Source organism: Methylobacterium sp. 88A (assembly GCF_000376345.1).
Lineage (GTDB): Bacteria > Pseudomonadota > Alphaproteobacteria > Rhizobiales > Beijerinckiaceae > Methylobacterium > Methylobacterium bullatum.
The window spans coordinates 4,545,465-4,563,757 of record NZ_AQVT01000001.1 but is presented as its reverse complement, the minus strand read 5'-3'; the positions used below and the strand labels follow the sequence as shown (position 1 = coordinate 4,563,757).

Sequence of the window (18,293 nt, the reverse complement as noted above, 5' to 3'; positions counted from 1 at the left end):
CGGTGCCGTCGGCGGGATCATCGGTGAGGCTGCGATAGACCGGGCGCGGGGCGCGCTCAAGCGTCCCGGCGCGACTTGCGCTTCCGGCCGCGCAAGAGGGAAGCCTCGGTCGTCCACACTCATACACAGGTGAGCGATCACTCGGCATCGTTGACGAACGCTTTACGAAAAGCTGCCCATTGTTCCGACATGTGGCGTAGCGTACTCGCGTTTTCCGTTCTCGGACTTATCGGCGCAGGTCTCACCGGCTGTGGACGCAGCCCGTTCGAGAGCCGCGAGGCCTGGCGCGACCAGACCGAACAGGCCTGCAACGCCAAGCGGCTTGTGGAGACCACCGAGTTCGTGACACCGGTGAAGGAGATCGCCGGTCCCGGCGTCTGCGGCATGCTGCAGCCCTACCGGATCACCCGTCTCGGCAAGGGCTCGGTCGCCCTGAAACAGCGGATGACGCTGGCCTGCCCGGCCCTGGCCGAGGCCGAGGCATGGCTGGCGGATACGATCCAGCCCGCCGCCAACCTATATTTCGGCCAGCCCGTGGCCGAGATCAACGCCGGCTCCTATGCCTGCCGCGGCCGCAACAACCAGGCCGGCGCCAAGCTCTCGGAGCATTCGTTCGGCAATGCCGTCGACATCATGTCGTTCAAGCTCGCCGACGGCTACGTCATCACCGTGAAGGGCGGCTGGCGCGGCACCGAGGCCGAGCAGGGTTTTCTGCGCGAGGTGTTCATCGGCGCCTGCGCACGCTTCTCCACCGTGCTCGCTCCCGGCTCCAACGTGTTCCACTACGACCATATCCACGTGGATCTCGCCCGCCACGACCCGCGCGGCCTCAAGCGCATCTGCCAGCCGCTGCTGAAGTTCACGCCGCAGCTCGGCGCCGACGGCGTGCCCCGGCCGGTCTCGCGCCCGCGCCCGGTGGAGCGCCAGCCCGCCCCGCCCCAGGCCCCCCTCGATGTCGAGGAGGACGATCCCTACGGCGTGGCACCGATGTCCTCTAACCGGAGCCCTGCCAGGACGAGCCCGCAGGTCGCCCGTGCGCCCTCCCCCGGTCTTTCCGCTGCCGCCCCGTCAAATCGGGCGCCTTCCGCCTATGCCTCCACGCCAGCGGTCCGGCCGGTACCGCGCCCGCAGACCTCGCGTCTGGCCTCCGCGCCGACCTATGCCGAACCGGCGCCGGGCTTCTCGGACGAGCCGCTCTCCCTCGCCGCCCCGGGCCTGTCGGACCCGATCTACTAAGGGCCGGACTGTGTTCCGGTCGCCCCAGGCCGGAATGAAAGCGATGCCGCCCGGCCTCTTGCGCTTGACACCGCCCGGACAGACGCCATCGTCCCCGGATGAACGGACTCCAGCGAAAAGACGCCGGCATGCGCCCGAATTCCCTCGTCACCGCCCTGGCCCTCGGCCTCGTCCTCGCGGGTAGCCTCCAACCCGCCTTCGCCCGCTCGGGTCGCGAGGAGATCACCCCCGCCGAGGAACGTGAGTTTCCCTTCGACGGGCAGATTCCGGGCTGCCAGGATTCCTCGGTGCTGGAACAGATGTCGAGCCAGTTCGCCGAGAAGGAGGCGAAGTTCTGGAACTCGAGCCTCACCATCGTCGGCTATGACCGGATCGAGCGGACGGCCTGGCGCCCCTGGGGCCTCGACACCTATCCCCGCCGCTTCTGCAGCGCGGTGGCGACCACGTCGGACGGGATCAAGCGCAAGGTCGATTATTCCGTCCGCGAGGGCCTCGGCTTCATCGGCGTGACCTGGGGCGTGGAGTTCTGCGTCCACGGCCTGGACCGCAACCTCGCCTATGCCTACGCCACGGCCTGCCGCGAAGCCCGTCCGTGAGACGAGTCGCCGCGCTCGCCGGACTGGCGCTGACGGCTTTCGCCGGAACCGCGCAGGCGCAGGGCTATGGACGCGGCGGCACGCCCGGCGAGTTCGATTTCTATGTGCTGGCCCTGTCCTGGTCGCCGACCTATTGCGAGACGGCCGGACGGCGTGACGCCGACGGCCAGTGCCGGCCGGGTCGCGGCCTCGGCTTCGTCGTCCATGGGTTGTGGCCGCAATATACGCGGGGCTACCCGTCCGACTGCTCCTCCGTGGAACGCTCTCCCACCCGCCAGGCCATGGATGTTGCCGGCGAGGTCTATCCGAGCGAGGGGCTCGCCCGCCACGAGTGGCGCAAGCACGGCACCTGTTCGGGCCTCGATCCGATGTCGTATTTCAAGGCCGCCGCCCAGGCGCGGGAGGCGGTGACCATCCCGGCCGGCTTCGTGAAGCCCGATTCCGACACGCGCATCGCCCCCGTCGATATCGCCCGCCAGTTCGTGGCCGCCAATCGCGGCCTGCGCCCGGACATGATGTCGGTCACCTGCACCCGGGGAGAGTTGCAGGAGGTGCGGATCTGCTTCACCAAGGATCTGCGCGGCTTCGCGCCCTGCCCCGAAGTGGCGCGGCAGAATTGCCGTGCGGGCGAGATCGCCGTCGACGCGAGCCGGTGAGGCCAGGAACCTGCGCCCATGAACTACAGGCACGCCTTCCACGCCGGTAATTTCGCCGACGTGCTCAAGCACCTCGTGCTGACGCGCGTGCTCCATCATCTCCAGGCCAAGCCCACGGGCTTTCGTGCCATCGATACCCATGCGGGCCTCGGTTTCTACGACCTGACCGGTGACGAGGCGGGGCGGACGGGTGAGTGGCACGATGGCTGGGGCCGCCTCGATACGCCCTTCCCCGACGAGGTGGAGGCGCTGTTCACCCCCTATCGCGAGGCCGTCGCCGCCACCCAGGCGCGCCATGGGGCGACTATCTATCCCGGCTCGCCGGCGATCATCCGCGAATTTCTACGGCCCGGCGACCAGGGCGTCTTCGTCGAATTGCACCCGGCCGATGCCGAGATCCTGCGCGAGCGCTACAACCAGGATCCGCGCACCAAGGTGATGCATCTCGACGGGTGGACCGCCCTCCACGCGCTGATCCCGCCCCCCGAGCGGCGGGGCGTCGTGCTGATCGACCCGCCCTACGAGGAACTCGGCGAAGTCGACCGGCTCGGTGCGGCTCTGGCCAAGGCTGTGGCGAAATGGCCGACGGGCATCTATCTCGGCTGGTATCCGATCAAGGACGTCGCACTCATTGACCGCATGGTGGCGGAACTCGACTGCTCGCTCTCCCGGCCTGCCCTGCGCATCGACCTGATGATCTCGGAGCCCTATCCGAACCGTCTCAACGGCAACGGCCTCATCGTCATCAACCCGCCCTGGCGTCTTGCCGACGAGGCGGCCCTGTTCCTGCCCGCCCTGGCCGAACGGCTGGCGCGGGGAGATTACGGGGCGTTCCGCTGCGACGCGTTCGGCGTCGAGGCTTGAATCCTGTCGTGAAGGTCGTCCCATCGATGAATTCCGCGATTCCCATCGCCAGCGCGGCCATTCCGGGCAGCGTCGAGACGATGCGTCTCGTCCGCTATGACGACGCCTACTCGATCATGGTCGGCACCGCCGAACTGATGAACGACCGCCACCGCGATTCGGAGCGGGCCCTGGCCACGGTCGCCTGCGCGCGGCTGGAGGGAAAACCGGCGCCGAGGATCCTCATCGGCGGGCTCGGAATGGGGTTCACCCTGCGTGCCGCCCTCGACGCCCTCGGCCCGCAGGCGGAGGTCGTCGTGGCCGAATTGATGCCGGCGGTCATCGCCTGGGCGAGCGGACCACTTGCCCATCTCTTCACCGGGAGCCTCGACGATCCGCGCGTGAGCCTGGTCGAGGCCGACGTGAACCGCCTCATCCAGTCGGGACAGGCTCAGTACGATGCCATCCTCCTCGACGTCGACAATGGCCCCAAGGGCCTGACGCGCAGGGAAAACGACCGCCTCTACGATGGCTGGGGCCTCAAGCGGGCGCACTATGCCCTGCGACCGGGTGGCATTCTGGCCGTCTGGTCCGGGGGGCCGGACCGCCGGTTCAAGAAGCGGCTTCGGCGCTTCGGCTTCGATGTCGAGGAACACCGCTATCCCGCCCATCCCGGCGGGCGTCGGCACGTGCTCTGGATCGCCGTGAGGACGAACGTACAAGCCGAGGCGTCCCGCGGAACGGGTAGCTCCGTCGCCGGCCCGCCCCGGCCGGATCGATCTCAGTAATTGTAAGACCGACGCGGATAGGCCTGGTTCGGTGCGTAGCCGGCTCCACGCTGCTGCACCCGCGAGCCGTACTCGATCTCGCGCTGCTGCTTGGCGCGGCGATTGGCGAGATAGCGACCGCCGATGCAGCCCGCCACCGCGCCCACCACGCCGCGCTCGGCGAGGTAATGCCCGGCGAGGCCGCCGATGATCGCGCCCTTGATGCAGCCTTTGGCTTCGGCCGCTCCCGTGCTCGCCACGGTGAGCAGCGCCAGGGCCGAGAGCGTTGCAACGATGCGCATGATCATCCTCCACGATTGTGCTGGGAGGAAACACCGGCCCGGAGCTTAGCGTTCCGGGCACGGTTCGGCGGGATGGCGAGAAACCGCGTTGCGCGGCGCGCTGGCCTCAGGCGGCGACGCGTCCCTCCAGCGGGAACACCTTGGCGGGGTTCATGAGCCATTTCGGGTCGAACACGTTGCGGACCCGCATCTGCTGGTCGAGATCGACCTGCGCGTACTGGAAGCGCATGAGCTCGCGCTTCTCGATGCCGACACCATGCTCGCCGGTGAGGCAGCCGCCGACCTCGACGCAGAGCTTCAGAATCTCGTCGCCCGCGGCCTCCGCCTTCTGCAATTCGCCCGGCGTGTTGATGTCGAACAGGATGAGGGGATGGAGGTTGCCGTCGCCTGCATGGAACACGTTGGCGACGCGAAGGCCCTTGTCGGCGCAGATCGCGCCGATGCGCTCCAGCACCAGCGGCAATTGCCCGGTGGGGATCGTGCCGTCCATGCAGATGTAATCCGAGATGCGGCCCGTGGCGCCGAAGGCGGATTTGCGCCCCTTCCAGATCGCGGCGCTCTCGGCTTCGGATTTCGAGACGCGGATGCTGGTGGGCCGGTAGTCGCGGGCGATGGCCTCGATCCGGGCCAGCATCGCCTCGCACTCCTCGTCCGAGCCTTCGACCTCGATGATCAGCATCGCTTCGGCGTCGCGCGGATATCCGGCTTGGGCAAAATCCTCGGTGATGAGGATCGCCTCACGGTCCATGTACTCCATGGCCACGGGGATGATGCCGGCGGCGATGATGGCGGCGGTGCAGGCGCCCGCATCCTCCACCGAGGAGAAGCCCACCAGGGCCGGGCGCGCGCCCTCGGCGGCGCGCAGGATACGCACCGTCGCCTCGGTGACGATGCCGAGCTGACCCTCCGAGCCGCAGATCAGGCCGAGGAGGTCGTACCCGGCGCTGTCGAGATAGGCGCCGCCGATCTCGGCCACGGTGCCGTCGTTCATCACCAGGGTGACGCCCAGAAGGTTGTTCGTGGTCACCCCGTATTTCAGGCAATGCGCGCCGCCCGAATTCATCGCGATGTTGCCCGCGATGGTGCAGGCGAGCTGGCTCGACGGGTCCGGCGCGTAGAAGAACCCCTCGTGGCTGACGGCGCCCGAAATGGCGAGGTTGGTCAGGCCCGATTCGACCCGAGCGACGCGGTTCTCGAAATCCACGTCGAGGACACGGGTCATCTTGGCGACACCGAGGATGATCGCGTCTTCCTGGGCGATCGCCCCGCCGGCGAGGGATGTGCCGGCGCCGCGCGCCACCACCCGCACGCCGTTGGTGTGGCAATAGGCCATCACGGCGGAGACCTCGGCGGTGGTCGAGGGCAGGACCACGGCCAGCGGCATCTTGCGATAGGCGGTCAGGCCGTCGGTCTCAAAAGCGCGGCGCTCGTCCTCGGTGACGATCAACGCCTCGGCCGCGACGAGCGGCCGCAGGCCGGCGATGATCGTCTCGCGGCGGGCGAGAATGTCGGGGTCGGGCACGGGAAAGGCGATCGACATGGGCGGGCGCTCCTCGACGCATCGACCTGTCTTCAGCCACCGCTCAGCTTGGAAGGACTAAAAACGAGCCGTGAACCGTTCAGGACAATGGAATTGGACGATATCTAAACGATAACCGGTTTCGATGCATCAGGATCGGATGCGTCGACGTTTCCGGAGGGCGGAAAGGCCGGTTTCGGGCTTCGTTTCGCCGCACGGACCCTAGGCGAGTTTGGAACGTTCCCAGTCTCGATCTGTTCTAAAACCAAAAGCTCTGCCATAAGCTCGGCTGGCTCATGCCGCCCAACGGAGGAAAAAATACAATGCGTCACCTCATCCTCGGCGCCGCGCTCGCTCTGATGCTTCCGCTCTCCGCACAGGCCCAGGAAGCCGGCGACGCGGCAGCCGGCGAGAAAGTGTTCTCGGCCTGCAAGGCCTGCCACAACTTCGAGAAGAACGGCGTCGGTCCGAGCCTCAAGGGCGTCTACGGCGAGAAGGCCGGTGAGGGCCATGACGGCTACAGCTTCTCGGCTGCCCTGAAGAATTCCGGGATCACCTGGGATGATGCGAACCTGAAGGAATGGCTCAAGGATCCCAAGGCCAAGGTGCCCGGCACCAAGATGGTCTATCCGGGCCTGAAGGACGACAAGAAGATCGCAGACCTCATCGCCTATCTCAAGTCCAAGTCCTGATCTCAAGTCCACGTCCTGAGGGACCGAAGCCGTAGCCGATCACGGCGGTCGCGGCTTCGAGCCTTTGGAAACGGCAGCGTCCCATCGATGGAGGCCGTCCCTGTTCGCTCAGGGGCGGCCTTTTGCGTGATCAAAGCCGCCGGGTGACGGTTCCCTGGAAACGGTTACTTGGAGGTCGGAGATTCCTCGTTGGCGCCGGCTACGTTGTCGTGGAGCGCTCCCCGCAGCATCACCAGAGAGTCGAGGAGCGCTCGGCGTCCGTCTTCCGACATCCCGGTCAGGGCTCCCGCGAGACCGGGGACGCAATCCATCCGTCCCTCGAGCTCGCGCCCCTTTGGCGTCAGGAAGATGCTGACCTGGCGCTCGTCGGCCCGGTCGCGGGCCCGGCGGACATGGCCCGACGCCTCCAGCCGCTTCAGCAGAGGCGTGAGCGTTCCGGAATCCAGGAACAGCTGGGTTCCGATCTCTTTCACCGTCAGCCCTTCCTGTTCCCAGAGGACGAGAAGGACCAGGTATTGCGGATAGGTGAGGTCGTGGGCGGACAGGAGAGCACGGTAGGCCCGACCGAAGGCGTGGGCCGCCGAATAGACCGCAAAGCACAGCTGACCGTCGACGCCCCGACCCGGGGTCACGACGTCGTCGATGGCATCTGCTTGCGTGATACGTCGGCCTGCCATTCCTGGGGCCTCCCTCATGTTGGTCGCGTCCGGTGTCGGGTCCGGCCCAACCACCCTATCTAATTGATAATGCGGAATGGTCACCAGCGTTCACGGGATTCCCGCATCATGGTTGCGCGCAATCCGGTTTGATGCGATACGGAATATCAGTTGCGCACAATCCGGTTTCGGTCTTCGGCCGGATCTCGTGATGGCGGACGTTTCCCTCCGCTGGACGGGTTTCCCCGTTCTTCTGTGAGACCATCTTTCCTCGACGCGACCCCCTTCGATCTCAAGCAGGATGACCCACCATGAAGGCACTCTACACCGCTCACGCCCATGCCACCGGCGGCCGTGAAGGCTCCGCCTCCACCGACGACAAGGCCGTCGACGTCACCCTGGTGACGCCGAAGGAACTGGGCGGCGGTGGCGGCAACGGCACCAATCCCGAGCAGCTCTTCGCCACGGGTTATGCCGCCTGCTTCCTCGGCGCGATCAAGTTCGTGGCCGCCAAGGACAAGGTGAAGATCCCCGAGGACGCCAAGGTCGAGTCCTCCGTCGGCATCGGCCCGCGTGACGACGGCGAGGGCTTCGGTCTCGTCGTCACCCTGAAGGCCATCCTGCCGGGCATCGAGCGGGACAAGGCCGAGGATCTGGTGAAGCGCGCCGATGTGGTGTGCCCCTATTCCCACGCCACCCGCGGCAACATCCAGGTCGATATCAGCGTCGCCTGAACGCACTCGTCACGAAGCCGGAGGGGCCTCCGCCCCTCCGGTATCCTGCTTCCGTCAGGCCGTCGTCACGGTGAGCACGGTTCCGTCGATCCCGGTGACCCGGATGCGTGTACCGGCCGGTGCATCGGGACCGGAGACGCGCCACAGCGTGTCATTGACCCTGATCCGTCCGAGCCCGTTCGCGATCGCGGCGTCGAGGTGGAATTCCCGGCCGATCAGGCCCTGCGCGCCCCGGTTGAGGCTGTTGGGACGCCCGGTCATCCGCTTCTGCGCGAGCACGACGAGTCCCACCGACAGTACGGCGAACAGGACGATCTGCGCCTGCCACGGCATCGGCACCACGGCGACTTCGAGCCCCGTAACCATGGCCGCCGTGCCGAGCCAGACGAGGAACACGCCCGAGATCGCGAGTTCCGCTCCCATCAGGACCAGCCCGATCAGGATCCAGGTCCAGACCGGCCCCAGCGCCGTCACGCTATCGACGATCACGCGGCCCCTCCCCCGCTCGGGCCGACCTTCGGCGGTAGGCCGGAACTCTTTCTCTGCTGCGTCGCGCCCTCGCCGAACACACCGCGGGTGATCTCGGCGATGCCACCGAGGGTACCGGCGAGGGACGCCGCCTCGATCGGCACCACCACCACCCGCTGGTTGGGCGCGGTGGCCAGCGCCTTGATCGCGTCCACGTATTTCTCGGCCACCAGGAAGTTCGCCGCCGCGAGGTCGCCTTGTGAAATGGCCTCGCTGATGAGGCTCGTGGCGCGGGCCTCGGCCTCGGCGCTGCGCTCACGGCCCTCCGCATCGCGGAACGCGGCCTCGCGCCGCCCTTCGGCTTCGAGGATGGCGGATTGCTTGCGGCCTTCCGCGCGCAGGATATCGGCCTGACGATGGCCCTCGGCTTCGAGGACGGAGGCGCGCTTCTCGCGCTCGGCCTTCATCTGGCGCGCCATGGCGCCGGCGAGATCGGCGGGGGGCAGGATGTCCTTGATCTCGATCCGGGTCATCTTCACTCCCCAGGGCGAGGAGGCCGCGTCCATGACATGGAGCAGGCGTTCGTTGATCTCGTCGCGGTGGGACAGCAGCTGGTCGAGGTCCATCGAGCCGACGACGGTGCGGATGTTGGTCATCGTCAGCGTCATCATCGCGGTTTCGAGATTCGAGATCTCGTAGGAGGCCTTGGCCGCGTCGAGGACTTGGTAGAACACCACCGCGTCGATCTTCACCCCCGCATTGTCGCGGGTGAAGGCCTCCTGGCTCGGCACCTCGATGACCTGTTCCATGACGTTCACGCGCCGGCCGATCCGCTCGATATAGGGGGCGATGAGGCCGAGCCCGGATTCGAGGGTGCGGGAGTACCGGCCGAACCGCTCCACCGTGTAGACGTGGCCCTGCGGGATGATGTTGATGCCGATGGCGAGGGTGACGACCACGAGAACGACGAGCGCCACCGCCACCACGCTCAACCCGATCGAGAGATCCATGCCTGTCCCCACTGCCTTTTCGGAAGGGACATTGAGGCCGAGCGTCTGCCCCTATGCAAGGTGAATCGTCCTCGCGTCAGCGTGCCCAGACCCCCAGACGCTCCGTCCGCGCACGGTCCTCGGCGGCGACGAGATCGGGGGTGGCTTCCGATGAGGCGCGGCCTCCGCCGTTGAAGAGCACGACTTCCGACAGGTCGCGGCCTTCCACCGCGCAGAGAAAGGCGGCACTTCCGGCCACGGGCTGGCAGGTCACCGGGCGCCCCGCGAGGTAGCGCGTCAGTTCCTCCGGCTGTCCGCCGCGGACCCATTCGACCCCGAACAGGCGCACGAGCTTGCCGCCGACGCGCAGGGTCGCGGTGTCGATCACCTCCGTCTTGCCGGTGATGGCGTTGGACGGCTCCGCCGGCTTCGTCCGGCTCTCCTCCGCCGAGGGTGGGCTCGGCTCCTCGGCGGGAATGCCGGGGGGCGCCGTCGGGGACACCGTTTCGCGCGGATTGGCCATGGTGGAGGGCCGGTTCTGCGCCGGCTGGGACTGGGGCGGCGGTGTCGCCTGGGCCGGATCCTGCGCCTTCGCCTCCTGCCGGGGAGCCTCCGCATCGGGGGTAGAGGCCGGCCTGTCGTCCCCGCCGCCATGGGTGAGAAGCAGGACGAGGGCGAGGCCGCCGAGCAGGCCCACGCCTGCGACGAGCGTGCCCGGCCGGGTCAGGATCGTACCGTCATCCCGGCCAAGGCGGCGCAGCCGGTCGCCGGCGCGGGCGACGAGCCCGGGCCAGCGGGCCGGTTGCCCTCCCTGGACCGGCGTTGCCGAGGGAGAGGCCGCGCCATCCCCGGCGGCGAGGCCCGAGAGACGCTCACGGGCGATGGCGACCGTCTCGCGGGCCCTGTCGCCGAACGAGGCACCGATGCGCATGCCGCGTTCGCGCAAGCTCGGTTGCGGGCTCGAGCCTTGCCCGCCGGTGGGGCGATCCGCCAGGGAGTGACGGATGGTGCTCAGCGTGCCCGCCAGACTCGCCGAGACGGTGGCCGCGGCCGACCTTCCCCTGGCGACCGAGCGGGCCATCACCGAGCGGGCTCGTTCCGACTGCGATTCCACGAACCGCGCCGTCGCCGCCTTGATGTCGTCCGACGCCGTGGGCTCGGGCGGCGCCTCCACCACGGGTTTCGGCGGCACCGGCACGAAGAGAGCGCCATGGCGCTCCCGCAACTCGGCGAACAGGTCCTCCAGGGTCAGTGGGCCGGTCTCACCCTGTCGCGGTGCCCCGGTGCGATCGACGACCCTGTAGAAGGGCGGCTCGGCGGCGGGCTCGACCACGGCCTCGGCCAGGAGCTGCAGCGTCCGGCGAGCCACCGGAAACGCGTCCTGGCGGCGGATCTCCGCTTCGATCATCGACCGGACCGATTCCCTTGCCGCACGCGCGGCGACGATGGCCGGAGCTTCGGCCTCGTCGGACACCGTCGTCGGAGATGTCTTGTCGGAGGCGCGTGACGTGTTCGTCGCGCGTGTCTTGGCTGCGGTCGCGATCATCGGTTCGACTGTGTCTCAGGCACCGGGCCGTGTCGATGCGGCGGCGCTCAGTGGTCCCGGCGCGAAGCGGCGCAGGACACGGCTCGACTCGGATACGATCACCGGGCGCGGTCCGGCGAAGGAGATTTCCAAGGTCAGTTCCGCCACGCCCTGCGAGCGGGCACCGTTCCTCGGATTCGCCGCCCGGAAATCGAAGGTGGAGCGCACGATGCAACTGCTCGTGCCGACGCTGCAGGCCGTGCGCGGGGACCCGTCCTGCAGCACGTAGCGGCGGTCCGGCCAGCGTCGGACGAAGCGGCGCTTCTCCGCCATCACCGCGGCCAGCGACAGGGTGCGACCGTGGAAGCGCACGGACTCGGCATAGAAACGCGGTGCGGCGGCGACCATGCCGTCGCCGGGCTGGGAGATCGCGTCGAGATACTCCTCGTTCAGCCTCTGGGCCTTGCGCGCCCATTCGGGAAAGCGGTCCTCGGAGGCCATCGCCATGCTCGGGGACGGTGCGCCCGGGGAGACGGTGAGGGGGAGGGCGTTCGGCGGAACCTGCGAGAGGCGGCGGGGGGAATGCCTGATCCCGGACTCGGCGTGGCGGTTGCCGCGACGGGACCGCCGCGGTGCCTCCGCGCTCCTCTCCGCGACGGAGGCGGCACTCGGCGTGGTCTCGGGTTTCGCCGCCTGGGCCGGGCTCGCCTGGGGTGCCTCCTGCACGACCTGGGGGGAGGCGGGCTTCGCGTCGCCCTTCTGTTCGGGCTTCGTATCGGCCTTGGCAGGAGGATCGACCCAGGCCGGACGGCCCTGTGCCCCGGCGCTACCAGTGGACATCAGAGCCCCGAGGAGGGCCGCCGAGCAAGTGGAGAACAATCCGTAGCGCATGGCATCTCACCGCTGTCGCGAGCGACGTGGAGGGTGGGCACGACCGCATGACAGCGTCCGGCCGGAAGGAAACGTCAAGGTCGGGCGTTCGGTTGCCCGCGTCGAGGCGGGCCGTTCGCGACGGGGTCGCGTCGACGCACGAGACCTGTGCGGGTTCGCGTTGGAACACCAACGCTTCACCTCGCCTAGGCCTTTGGAGTGTTGCAGGTTCTGGGACGCAAAACCGGTGACCACTTTTGCTAGACCTGCTTAGCACACGGCATTGCCAGGCGGTTTCGATCGGGCATCGTTCCCCGCGCTATGCCCGCTGTTCCCAGCCATCTGCGATCGGCGTCCGCCGAGGTTGCGCGTGGCCATCTTACCGCAACCGGCCTACCTCCAGAATATTGCCTCTTGCCATCGGCGTGGAAGCGCCCACCTCTGGAGAGCTTGACGGGTCCGGGCCCCTCTGGCGGCCGAGGCGTCGGCCGCGATGTCGGACTCCTTCTCTGCCTTTGCGCTGACGCGGCGCGAACGCACCGGGGGGTTCTGAAACACGTGGTTGTTGCGATGATCTCATGCGGCATCTCGAGATGCCCCTTTCCGGAGGTCGCCTCGTGAGCGCCGCCTCCGCCCGCCGGGCTCTTCTTCTCGTCAACCCGAACGCCCGGAACGGCTCGTTCTCCCTCGACGCCGTGCGGGATGCCTTACGTGCCGCCGGCATTGAGCCGTTCGAGCCGCCGGGCGATCCCGATTGCACGGCGGTGATCAAGCGCCATGCGACGGAGTGCGATCTCGTCATCCTCGGCGGCGGCGACGGCACCATGAACTCGGCCGCGCCGGCCCTGGTGGAGACCGGCCTGCCGCTGGGCATCCTGCCGCTCGGCACCGCCAACGACCTCGCCCGCTCCCTCGGCCTTCCCACCGACCCGGTGGAGGCGGCCGAGCTCATCGGCACGGCGAAGCCCCAGGCGGTGGATCTCGGCTGGGTCAACGGCCGCTACTATTTCAACGTGGCGAGCATCGGATTTTCGGCCGACCTCGCTGGTGACCTCACCGCGGAATCGAAGAAGAAGTGGGGCACGCTCGGTTATGCCATCGCCGCCCTGCGCGTCCTGCGGCGGGTGCGTCCCTTCACGGTCTATCTCGAACATGACGGGCTGACCGAAACCATCACCACGATCCAGGTCTCGGTGGGCAACGGCCGCCATTACGGCGGCGGGATGACCGTAGAGGAGACCGCCACGGTCGATGACGGCAAGCTCGATTTCTACAGCCTGGAGGTCACGCATTGGTGGCGGCTCATAGCGCTGCTGCCGGCCCTCCGTCGGGGCACCCAGGGCAAGGCCGCCGACGTGCGCGCCTTCAACACCACCGAGATTGTGGTGAAGACGAAGAAGCCTCGGCCGGTGAACACCGACGGGGAGCTCTCCACCTACACGCCGGCCCATTTCAAGGTCGTGCCGAAGGCCATCCGGATCTATGCGCCGGAACCCGCCGACCGCCCCGGCATCATCCCCGCCGCGTCCTGATCTTCCGCCGCTTTCCGACCTGACGACGTTCGAGGTTCTCTCCCCGTGGATTCCCTTCTTCAACTCGCCGCAGACCCGACCGCCTGGGTGGCGCTCGCCACCCTCATCGTGATGGAGGTGGTGCTCGGCATCGACAATCTGATCTTCATCTCGATCCTCACCAACAAGCTGCCGGCCCATCAGCAGACCAAGGCCCGCCGCATCGGCATCGGCCTCGCGCTGGTCCTGCGTCTCGGCCTGCTCGGCACCGTCGCCTACATCGTCCACTTGACGCAGCCGGTCTTCGAGATCTTCGGCAAGGCCTTCTCCTGGCGGGACATGATCCTCATCGGCGGCGGCCTGTTCCTCTTGTGGAAGGCGACGAAGGAGATCCACGAGACCGTCGATCCCGATGACGGCCACGAGGATGCGTCCTCCCCGGTGGTGCTGAGCTTCGCCGCCGCCGTCGGGCAGATCCTGGTCCTCGACCTCGTCTTTTCCATCGACAGCATCATCACGGCGGTGGGCATGACCGATCACGTGCCGATCATGGTGATCGCCGTCATCACCGCCGTCACCGTCATGCTGCTGGCGGCCGACCCGCTGGCGCGCTTCATCGATGCCAACCCCACCGTGGTGATGCTGGCGCTCGGCTTCCTCATCATGATCGGCATGACGCTGATCGCGGAAGGTTTCGGCGCCCACGTGCCGAAGGGCTACATCTACACCGCCATGGCCTTCTCGGCCGGCGTCGAGGCACTCAATCTCCTCGCCCGACGCCGGAGACGGAACAAGACGACGGCGGGGTAAGGGCGTAAGCCCCTTCCCTTCCGTTTCACGGGAAAACGAAGAAAGGCCCGACCGGGATCAACGGTCGGGCCTTTCTTCGTTTTGGCAAGATCGAAGGGGCTTGGTGGGTGTGTCGGGGCGCGCCCGGCGTGACCCGCGCTCAGGGGCTCGGCCGCCGCCGCGCCCCCGTAGCCGGCTACAGGATTGGTTCGCGCAGGGCCGAGGTCTCGCGGGCACAGATCGCCGCGTCCGGCGGCGAGCCTTCCTGCGACAGGTTCTTGCCGATCTCCGCCCGTGCCTTTTCGAGATCCGCGCGGAAGCCCGGATCGCCCTGGAGCGCGCTGACGACGACGCTGGCCGTCGTGCGGCCGGCTTCCACGTCGCTGGCCCAATGCACGCCGCAGACGATGCGGTTCTCGCCGTAGGCCTTGCCGCGGACGAAGAACTGCGTCGCTTTCTCCGGCACCAGTGCGGCGAGGATGGACGCGTAGGCCCACCCTTGCGTCGCGTGGCTGGACGGGAAGCTGAAGGCGTCGCCGAGCTCGCGGGTGCGCGCCACGCAGATCTCGGCCTCGTTGCCGACGAAGGGCCGCAGGCGACGGTAATGTTCCTTGAGCGGGCGGGTGGCCCGGCCGATATCGAGGCGGGTGCGTTCGAGCAGGGTCATTAGTGCCGGGGAGCGGGACTGATCGATTTTGCGGCCGAGCACGCAGGCGAAATCATCGAGGATGGCCGAGGGGCCGTCCGCCACATCCGCCGTGGCGAGTTCCCAGCGCGCGCTGCCCTTCAGGGCGCGGGTCCCTGCGAAGATGGTCTTGTCCGCCGTCTCCGCCGCCGATTGTCCCCGCGGCGGCGGGGGCAGGATCGCGACCGTATCGGGCGCGGTGGCGTCGGACAGATAGGGCGCGCGTGCCGGCATCTCCGGCGTCAACGGCGTCGTGGCGACGGCCGGCGCCGAACGAGGCTTTCCGCTCGTGGCTTTGCTGTCGGCCGTGTTCGGCGCGGGTGCCTGCGCCGAGGCAGGAGCCGCCATCAGGGCGCAGGACGTGAAGGCGAGCGACGCGAGAGCGGGAAACAAAGAATACATGGCGGCGGCTCAGGGTGAAATGCGTCGGGAATGGCAAGCGATAGGGGAGCCATAGGGTTCCTGAACGACACTCGTATGGCACCCTGAGCGCATGACATTTCGCCGATCCGTAACAGGTTTGCCCGCAGGTCCGCGCACGAGACCCCTATCGGATGCCAGCGAGGATCGCGGCGGCGACCTCTCCCGGATATTCCTCATGCGGACTCAAGGCCCCCGGAACCGAAGCCTTGGCCACATGGCCGGCGGCGATGAGAGCGTCCATCTCGGCGCCGGACCGGCGGGGCGCACGCTCCGGACGCAAAACCAGGATCGGCGGAAGTCCGTCCGCCTCGATCAGGGCGAGAAAGTCCTTGCGGACCTTGAACGGATCGAGCCCTCCGGTGACGAAGGCCGCCGTGCCGAAACGGCCCCCCGGCTGGAGTGTCACGGCGTGTTTGTCGGCGATGATGCCGGGCGTGACGTGGTCCGGATCGGCATAGACATGCGCGCGCATCATCCGGCCGATGATCGGAGGACTGATGTTGATGCGGTAGAGCGCCTCGCCCAGCAGCGGAAGTTCGATGGCCTTGCGGATGCCCGAGAGCCAGCCGCGGCGCGAGTCGCCCAGAGCGGTGGGCAGCGGCCCACGCCAGGTGGGTGCAATGAGGACGAGCCGGTCGAACACACCCGGATGCCGCCGTGCGGCCGCCACGAGATAGGGTCCCGCATGACCCGCCGCGATGCCGATGGCGTAGGGGCCGGGCAATGCAGCGAGCAGGGAATCCATGAAGGCGTGGAAGGTCTCCGGCTCCATGGCGATGCGGGACCGCGGATGGTTGCCGAAGCCGGGCCAGTCGGGAATGAGGCAACGGTAGTCGTGGCCCAGAATCTTGGCGAGGGGCCGCATCTCCGCTCGTGCCGAGATCGACGACAGGGCCGGCAGGAGCAGGGCCGCCGGGCCGCTCCCGACGATGTCGCAGGGAGTCGGGACCTTGCGCTCCAGCACGTCGAGCTGAAAGCCACGGGTGGAGTGGGCAGGCTCGATCATCGCTGGCAACGCCTCATCCGGGACGGTCTGTATCGGACGGAAGATCTAACGCGCCGGTCGCTGCCGCACAGGTCGGCCCTGTGTCGCGCCAGGGCCGATGAGGAGCGCTCGCCCCTCCTCTTTCCGCGACGGGAAAGAGGAGAGTGCCGATCCGAATCGCATGCGAGCGCGTCTCAGGTCCGAAGCAGCTCGTTGATGGCGGTCTTGGAGCGGGTGCCGGCATCGACGCGCTTGACGATGACGGCGCAGTAGAGGCCGGGGCCGGGCGTACCGTCGGGCAGGTCCTTGCCGGGCGTCGTGCCCGAGACCACCACCGAATAGGGCGGCACGCGGCCGTACATGACCTCCCCCGTGGACCGGTCGATGATCTTCGTGGAGGCGCCGATATAGACGCCCATGGAGAGCACGCTGCCCTCACCGACGATCACGCCCTCGGCCACCTCGGCGCGGGCGCCGATGAAGCAATTGTCCTCGATGATGACCGGGTTGGCCTGGAGCGGCTCGAGCACTCCGGCGATGCCGGCACCGCCGGAGATGTGGCAGTTCTTCCCCACCTGCGCGCAGGAGCCGATCGTCACCCAGGTATCCACCATCGTGCCCTCACCCACATGGGCGCCGAGATTGATGAAGGAGGGCATCAGCACGGCGCCGGGCGCGATGTAGGAGCCGCGCCGCACGAAGCAGCCGGGCACGGCCCGGAAGCCGGCCTCGCGAAAATGCTTCTTCTTCCAGCCCTCGAACTTCGAGGGCACCTTGTCCCACCAATTGGCGCCATCGGGTCCGCCATGGATGATCTCCATGTCGTTGAGGCGGAAGGACAGCAGCACCGCCTTCTTGAGCCACTGGTTGACCTGCCATTCCTCGCCGACCTTCTCCGCCACGCGGGCCTTGCCGGAATCGAGGAGATCGAGGGCCTCGTCCACAGCGTCGCGCACGGCGCCCTTGGTCGAGACGTCGATGCCGGCACGCTCCTCCCAAGCGGTCTCGATGGTGGTGGAGAGATCGGCGTGGGACATGGTGGCGTTCCGGTCGGTGAGGGGGAAGGGCCGTGCTTACAAAAGGCGGCCCGGCCTGTCACCTCGGGGCTTCAGGCGAGGCGTGGGCTTACTCGCGGCAGCCGTTACGGCTTTCTTCCCGCACGATCTCGCCGACCTTCGCCCGGTCGCGGGCGGAGAGCGGGACGTCGCGGATGTCGGAGAAGCGGCAATTGACGTTGCCGAAGGCCGAGATCGCCCGCTGCGTCTTGAAGCAGTAGCCGGCCTCCGCATAGACCGCGTTGCGCTCGCCCCAGAGTTCCTCGCAGGGGGATGCCGCCAGGGCGGGGGCGGCGGGCAGGAGAGCGAGGCAGAGAACCACGGCGGCGCGCATGAGCACTTCCCGGAAGAGTGTTGAGGGACGGAAGACTTTTGGCCCGTCCCGGCGGGTTTTGCCAGATCGTGCGTCCGGCGAGAGGACGATACGATGTCAGATGGCGTCGATCCTGGCGCGCACGCCGTCGAGATCCTCGATCAACGTGCCGAGGTCGTCATGAAGGGCGGCATGGATCGCCTCGGCCGCATCAGGAAATTCCTCGAGCACCCGGCGCATCAGCGTGGGCGTGATGCGGACGACCTCCGCCTCCGTGACGGCATGGGCATCGGTGGGGCGCTCGCCGCGCAGGAACAGCGCCATCTGCCCGATCAGGGCGGAGCGGCCGACCCTGACGGGCTCGGCACCGGCGCCACGCGGCGCCAGTTCGACCGTTCCGGACATGACGACGTATCCGCCATCGCTGCGCTCGTTGCGGGCGAACAGCACGTCCCCCGGCGTCAGGCTGCGACGCTCCGCGGCAAAGGAGAGGAGCCTCAGGGCGTCCCGCGCCATGAAGCTGAACAGAGGGGCCGCCGCCAGGATCGCGATGTCGTCGTCGAGCCCCAATGCCGTCCGCTCCCTCAAGACGGAGGCGTCCCTCCGGAGGAGCTAGCCTTAGCCGAAGGCGGGCGAGGGGGGAAATCCGGTGCCGCGCCCGCGCAGGGACGGAGCGTCG

21 protein-coding genes are annotated in these 18,293 nt (G+C 68.0%); 9 read left to right on the top strand and 12 right to left on the bottom strand.

The window, feature by feature from the left end; genetic code table 11:
* Window positions 1-189: 189 nt before the first annotated feature.
* The 5 genes from A3OM_RS0121740 to A3OM_RS0121720 all read left to right on the top strand — a co-directional run bounded on the left by A3OM_RS0121740 (window position 190) and on the right by A3OM_RS0121720 (window position 4,119).
* On the top strand, window positions 190-1,236 hold the full coding sequence (locus A3OM_RS0121740) for an extensin family protein (protein WP_018045907.1): 1,047 nt from the start codon (window positions 190-192) through the stop codon (window positions 1,234-1,236).
* Between the two features lie 128 nt (window positions 1,237-1,364).
* Entirely contained in the window at window positions 1,365-1,832 is a 468-nt protein-coding gene (locus A3OM_RS0121735) for a hypothetical protein (protein WP_018045906.1), read from the top strand.
* On the top strand, window positions 1,829-2,488 hold the full coding sequence (locus A3OM_RS0121730; RefSeq protein ID WP_018045905.1) for a ribonuclease T2: 660 nt from the start codon (window positions 1,829-1,831) through the stop codon (window positions 2,486-2,488). Before A3OM_RS0121735 ends, A3OM_RS0121730 begins: the two co-directional genes overlap by 4 nt.
* 18 nt (window positions 2,489-2,506) lie before the next feature.
* Window positions 2,507-3,352 (top strand): 23S rRNA (adenine(2030)-N(6))-methyltransferase RlmJ, encoded by an 846-nt coding sequence (rlmJ, locus tag A3OM_RS0121725; protein WP_018045904.1) that lies wholly within the window; start codon window positions 2,507-2,509, stop codon window positions 3,350-3,352.
* Between the two features lie 26 nt (window positions 3,353-3,378).
* A complete protein-coding gene (locus A3OM_RS0121720; RefSeq protein WP_018045903.1) occupies window positions 3,379-4,119 on the top strand; it encodes a hypothetical protein in 741 nt (246 codons plus the stop codon).
* Here the strand turns inward: A3OM_RS0121720 and A3OM_RS0121715 are convergent.
* On the bottom strand, window positions 4,113-4,400 hold the full coding sequence (locus A3OM_RS0121715) for a hypothetical protein (protein ID WP_026176297.1): 288 nt from the start codon (window positions 4,398-4,400) through the stop codon (window positions 4,113-4,115). The genes A3OM_RS0121720 and A3OM_RS0121715 overlap by 7 nt on opposite strands.
* Window positions 4,401-4,506: 106 nt before the next feature.
* A complete protein-coding gene (locus tag A3OM_RS0121710; RefSeq protein ID WP_018045901.1) occupies window positions 4,507-5,940 on the bottom strand; it encodes an FAD-linked oxidase C-terminal domain-containing protein in 1,434 nt (477 codons plus the stop codon).
* Window positions 5,941-6,242: 302 nt separating this feature from the next.
* Here A3OM_RS0121710 and A3OM_RS0121705 point away from each other — a divergent pair, with 302 nt between their 5' ends.
* Entirely contained in the window at window positions 6,243-6,611 is a 369-nt protein-coding gene (locus A3OM_RS0121705; RefSeq protein ID WP_018045900.1) for a cytochrome c family protein, read from the top strand.
* 164 nt (window positions 6,612-6,775) lie between these two features.
* On the opposite strand, the gene A3OM_RS0121700 is transcribed toward A3OM_RS0121705, so the two are convergent.
* Complete coding sequence (locus A3OM_RS0121700; RefSeq protein WP_018045899.1) at window positions 6,776-7,288, bottom strand: MarR family transcriptional regulator; 513 nt, start codon at window positions 7,286-7,288, stop codon at window positions 6,776-6,778.
* Between the two features lie 290 nt (window positions 7,289-7,578).
* Between A3OM_RS0121700 and A3OM_RS0121695 the strand changes: the two genes are divergently transcribed.
* Window positions 7,579-8,001, top strand: coding sequence for an organic hydroperoxide resistance protein (locus tag A3OM_RS0121695; RefSeq protein WP_018045898.1), 423 nt, complete (start codon window positions 7,579-7,581; stop codon window positions 7,999-8,001).
* A 54-nt stretch (window positions 8,002-8,055) separates the two neighbouring features.
* On the opposite strand, the gene A3OM_RS24505 is transcribed toward A3OM_RS0121695, so the two are convergent.
* The 4 genes from A3OM_RS24505 to A3OM_RS0121675 form a co-directional block, all read right to left on the bottom strand.
* The gene (locus tag A3OM_RS24505) at window positions 8,056-8,490 is read right to left on the bottom strand and encodes an NfeD family protein (RefSeq protein ID WP_018045897.1); all 435 of its coding nucleotides are present in this window, start codon (window positions 8,488-8,490) and stop codon (window positions 8,056-8,058) included.
* Window positions 8,487-9,479: an SPFH domain-containing protein gene (locus A3OM_RS0121685; RefSeq protein ID WP_018045896.1), complete on the bottom strand. Its 993-nt coding sequence runs from the start codon at window positions 9,477-9,479 to the stop codon at window positions 8,487-8,489. Before A3OM_RS0121685 ends, A3OM_RS24505 begins: the two co-directional genes overlap by 4 nt.
* A gap of 76 nt (window positions 9,480-9,555) precedes the next feature.
* Complete coding sequence (locus A3OM_RS0121680; RefSeq protein ID WP_018045895.1) at window positions 9,556-11,004, bottom strand: hypothetical protein; 1,449 nt, start codon at window positions 11,002-11,004, stop codon at window positions 9,556-9,558.
* A 15-nt stretch (window positions 11,005-11,019) separates the two neighbouring features.
* A complete protein-coding gene (locus A3OM_RS0121675; protein WP_018045894.1) occupies window positions 11,020-11,874 on the bottom strand; it encodes a hypothetical protein in 855 nt (284 codons plus the stop codon).
* 572 nt (window positions 11,875-12,446) lie between these two features.
* Between A3OM_RS0121675 and A3OM_RS0121670 the strand changes: the two genes are divergently transcribed.
* Together A3OM_RS0121670 and A3OM_RS0121665 are read left to right on the top strand one after the other, a co-directional pair.
* Window positions 12,447-13,385 carry a lipid kinase gene (locus A3OM_RS0121670; protein WP_085984286.1) on the top strand — a complete coding sequence of 313 codons (939 nt, stop codon included), beginning with the start codon at window positions 12,447-12,449 and terminating at the stop codon, window positions 13,383-13,385.
* Window positions 13,386-13,430: 45 nt separating this feature from the next.
* Window positions 13,431-14,174 (top strand): TerC family protein, encoded by a 744-nt coding sequence (locus A3OM_RS0121665; protein ID WP_018045892.1) that lies wholly within the window; start codon window positions 13,431-13,433, stop codon window positions 14,172-14,174.
* A 175-nt stretch (window positions 14,175-14,349) separates the two neighbouring features.
* Here A3OM_RS0121665 and A3OM_RS0121660 read toward each other — a convergent pair whose 3' ends face one another.
* The 5 genes from A3OM_RS0121660 to A3OM_RS0121640 all read right to left on the bottom strand — a co-directional run bounded on the left by A3OM_RS0121660 (window position 14,350) and on the right by A3OM_RS0121640 (window position 18,184).
* Window positions 14,350-15,240, bottom strand: a complete 891-nt coding sequence (locus tag A3OM_RS0121660) for a phosphatase PAP2 family protein (protein WP_018045891.1) — start codon at window positions 15,238-15,240, stop codon at window positions 14,350-14,352.
* A 145-nt stretch (window positions 15,241-15,385) separates the two neighbouring features.
* Window positions 15,386-16,267, bottom strand: a complete 882-nt coding sequence (locus A3OM_RS0121655; RefSeq protein ID WP_018045890.1) for an alpha/beta hydrolase — start codon at window positions 16,265-16,267, stop codon at window positions 15,386-15,388.
* Window positions 16,268-16,440: 173 nt separating this feature from the next.
* Window positions 16,441-17,283, bottom strand: a complete 843-nt coding sequence (gene dapD, locus A3OM_RS0121650) for a 2,3,4,5-tetrahydropyridine-2,6-dicarboxylate N-succinyltransferase (protein WP_018045889.1) — start codon at window positions 17,281-17,283, stop codon at window positions 16,441-16,443.
* Between the two features lie 88 nt (window positions 17,284-17,371).
* Window positions 17,372-17,635, bottom strand: coding sequence for a YARHG domain-containing protein (locus A3OM_RS0121645; RefSeq protein WP_018045888.1), 264 nt, complete (start codon window positions 17,633-17,635; stop codon window positions 17,372-17,374).
* Between the two features lie 96 nt (window positions 17,636-17,731).
* Window positions 17,732-18,184: a cyclic nucleotide-binding domain-containing protein gene (locus A3OM_RS0121640; RefSeq protein WP_018045887.1), complete on the bottom strand. Its 453-nt coding sequence runs from the start codon at window positions 18,182-18,184 to the stop codon at window positions 17,732-17,734.
* Window positions 18,185-18,293 lie beyond the last annotated feature (109 nt).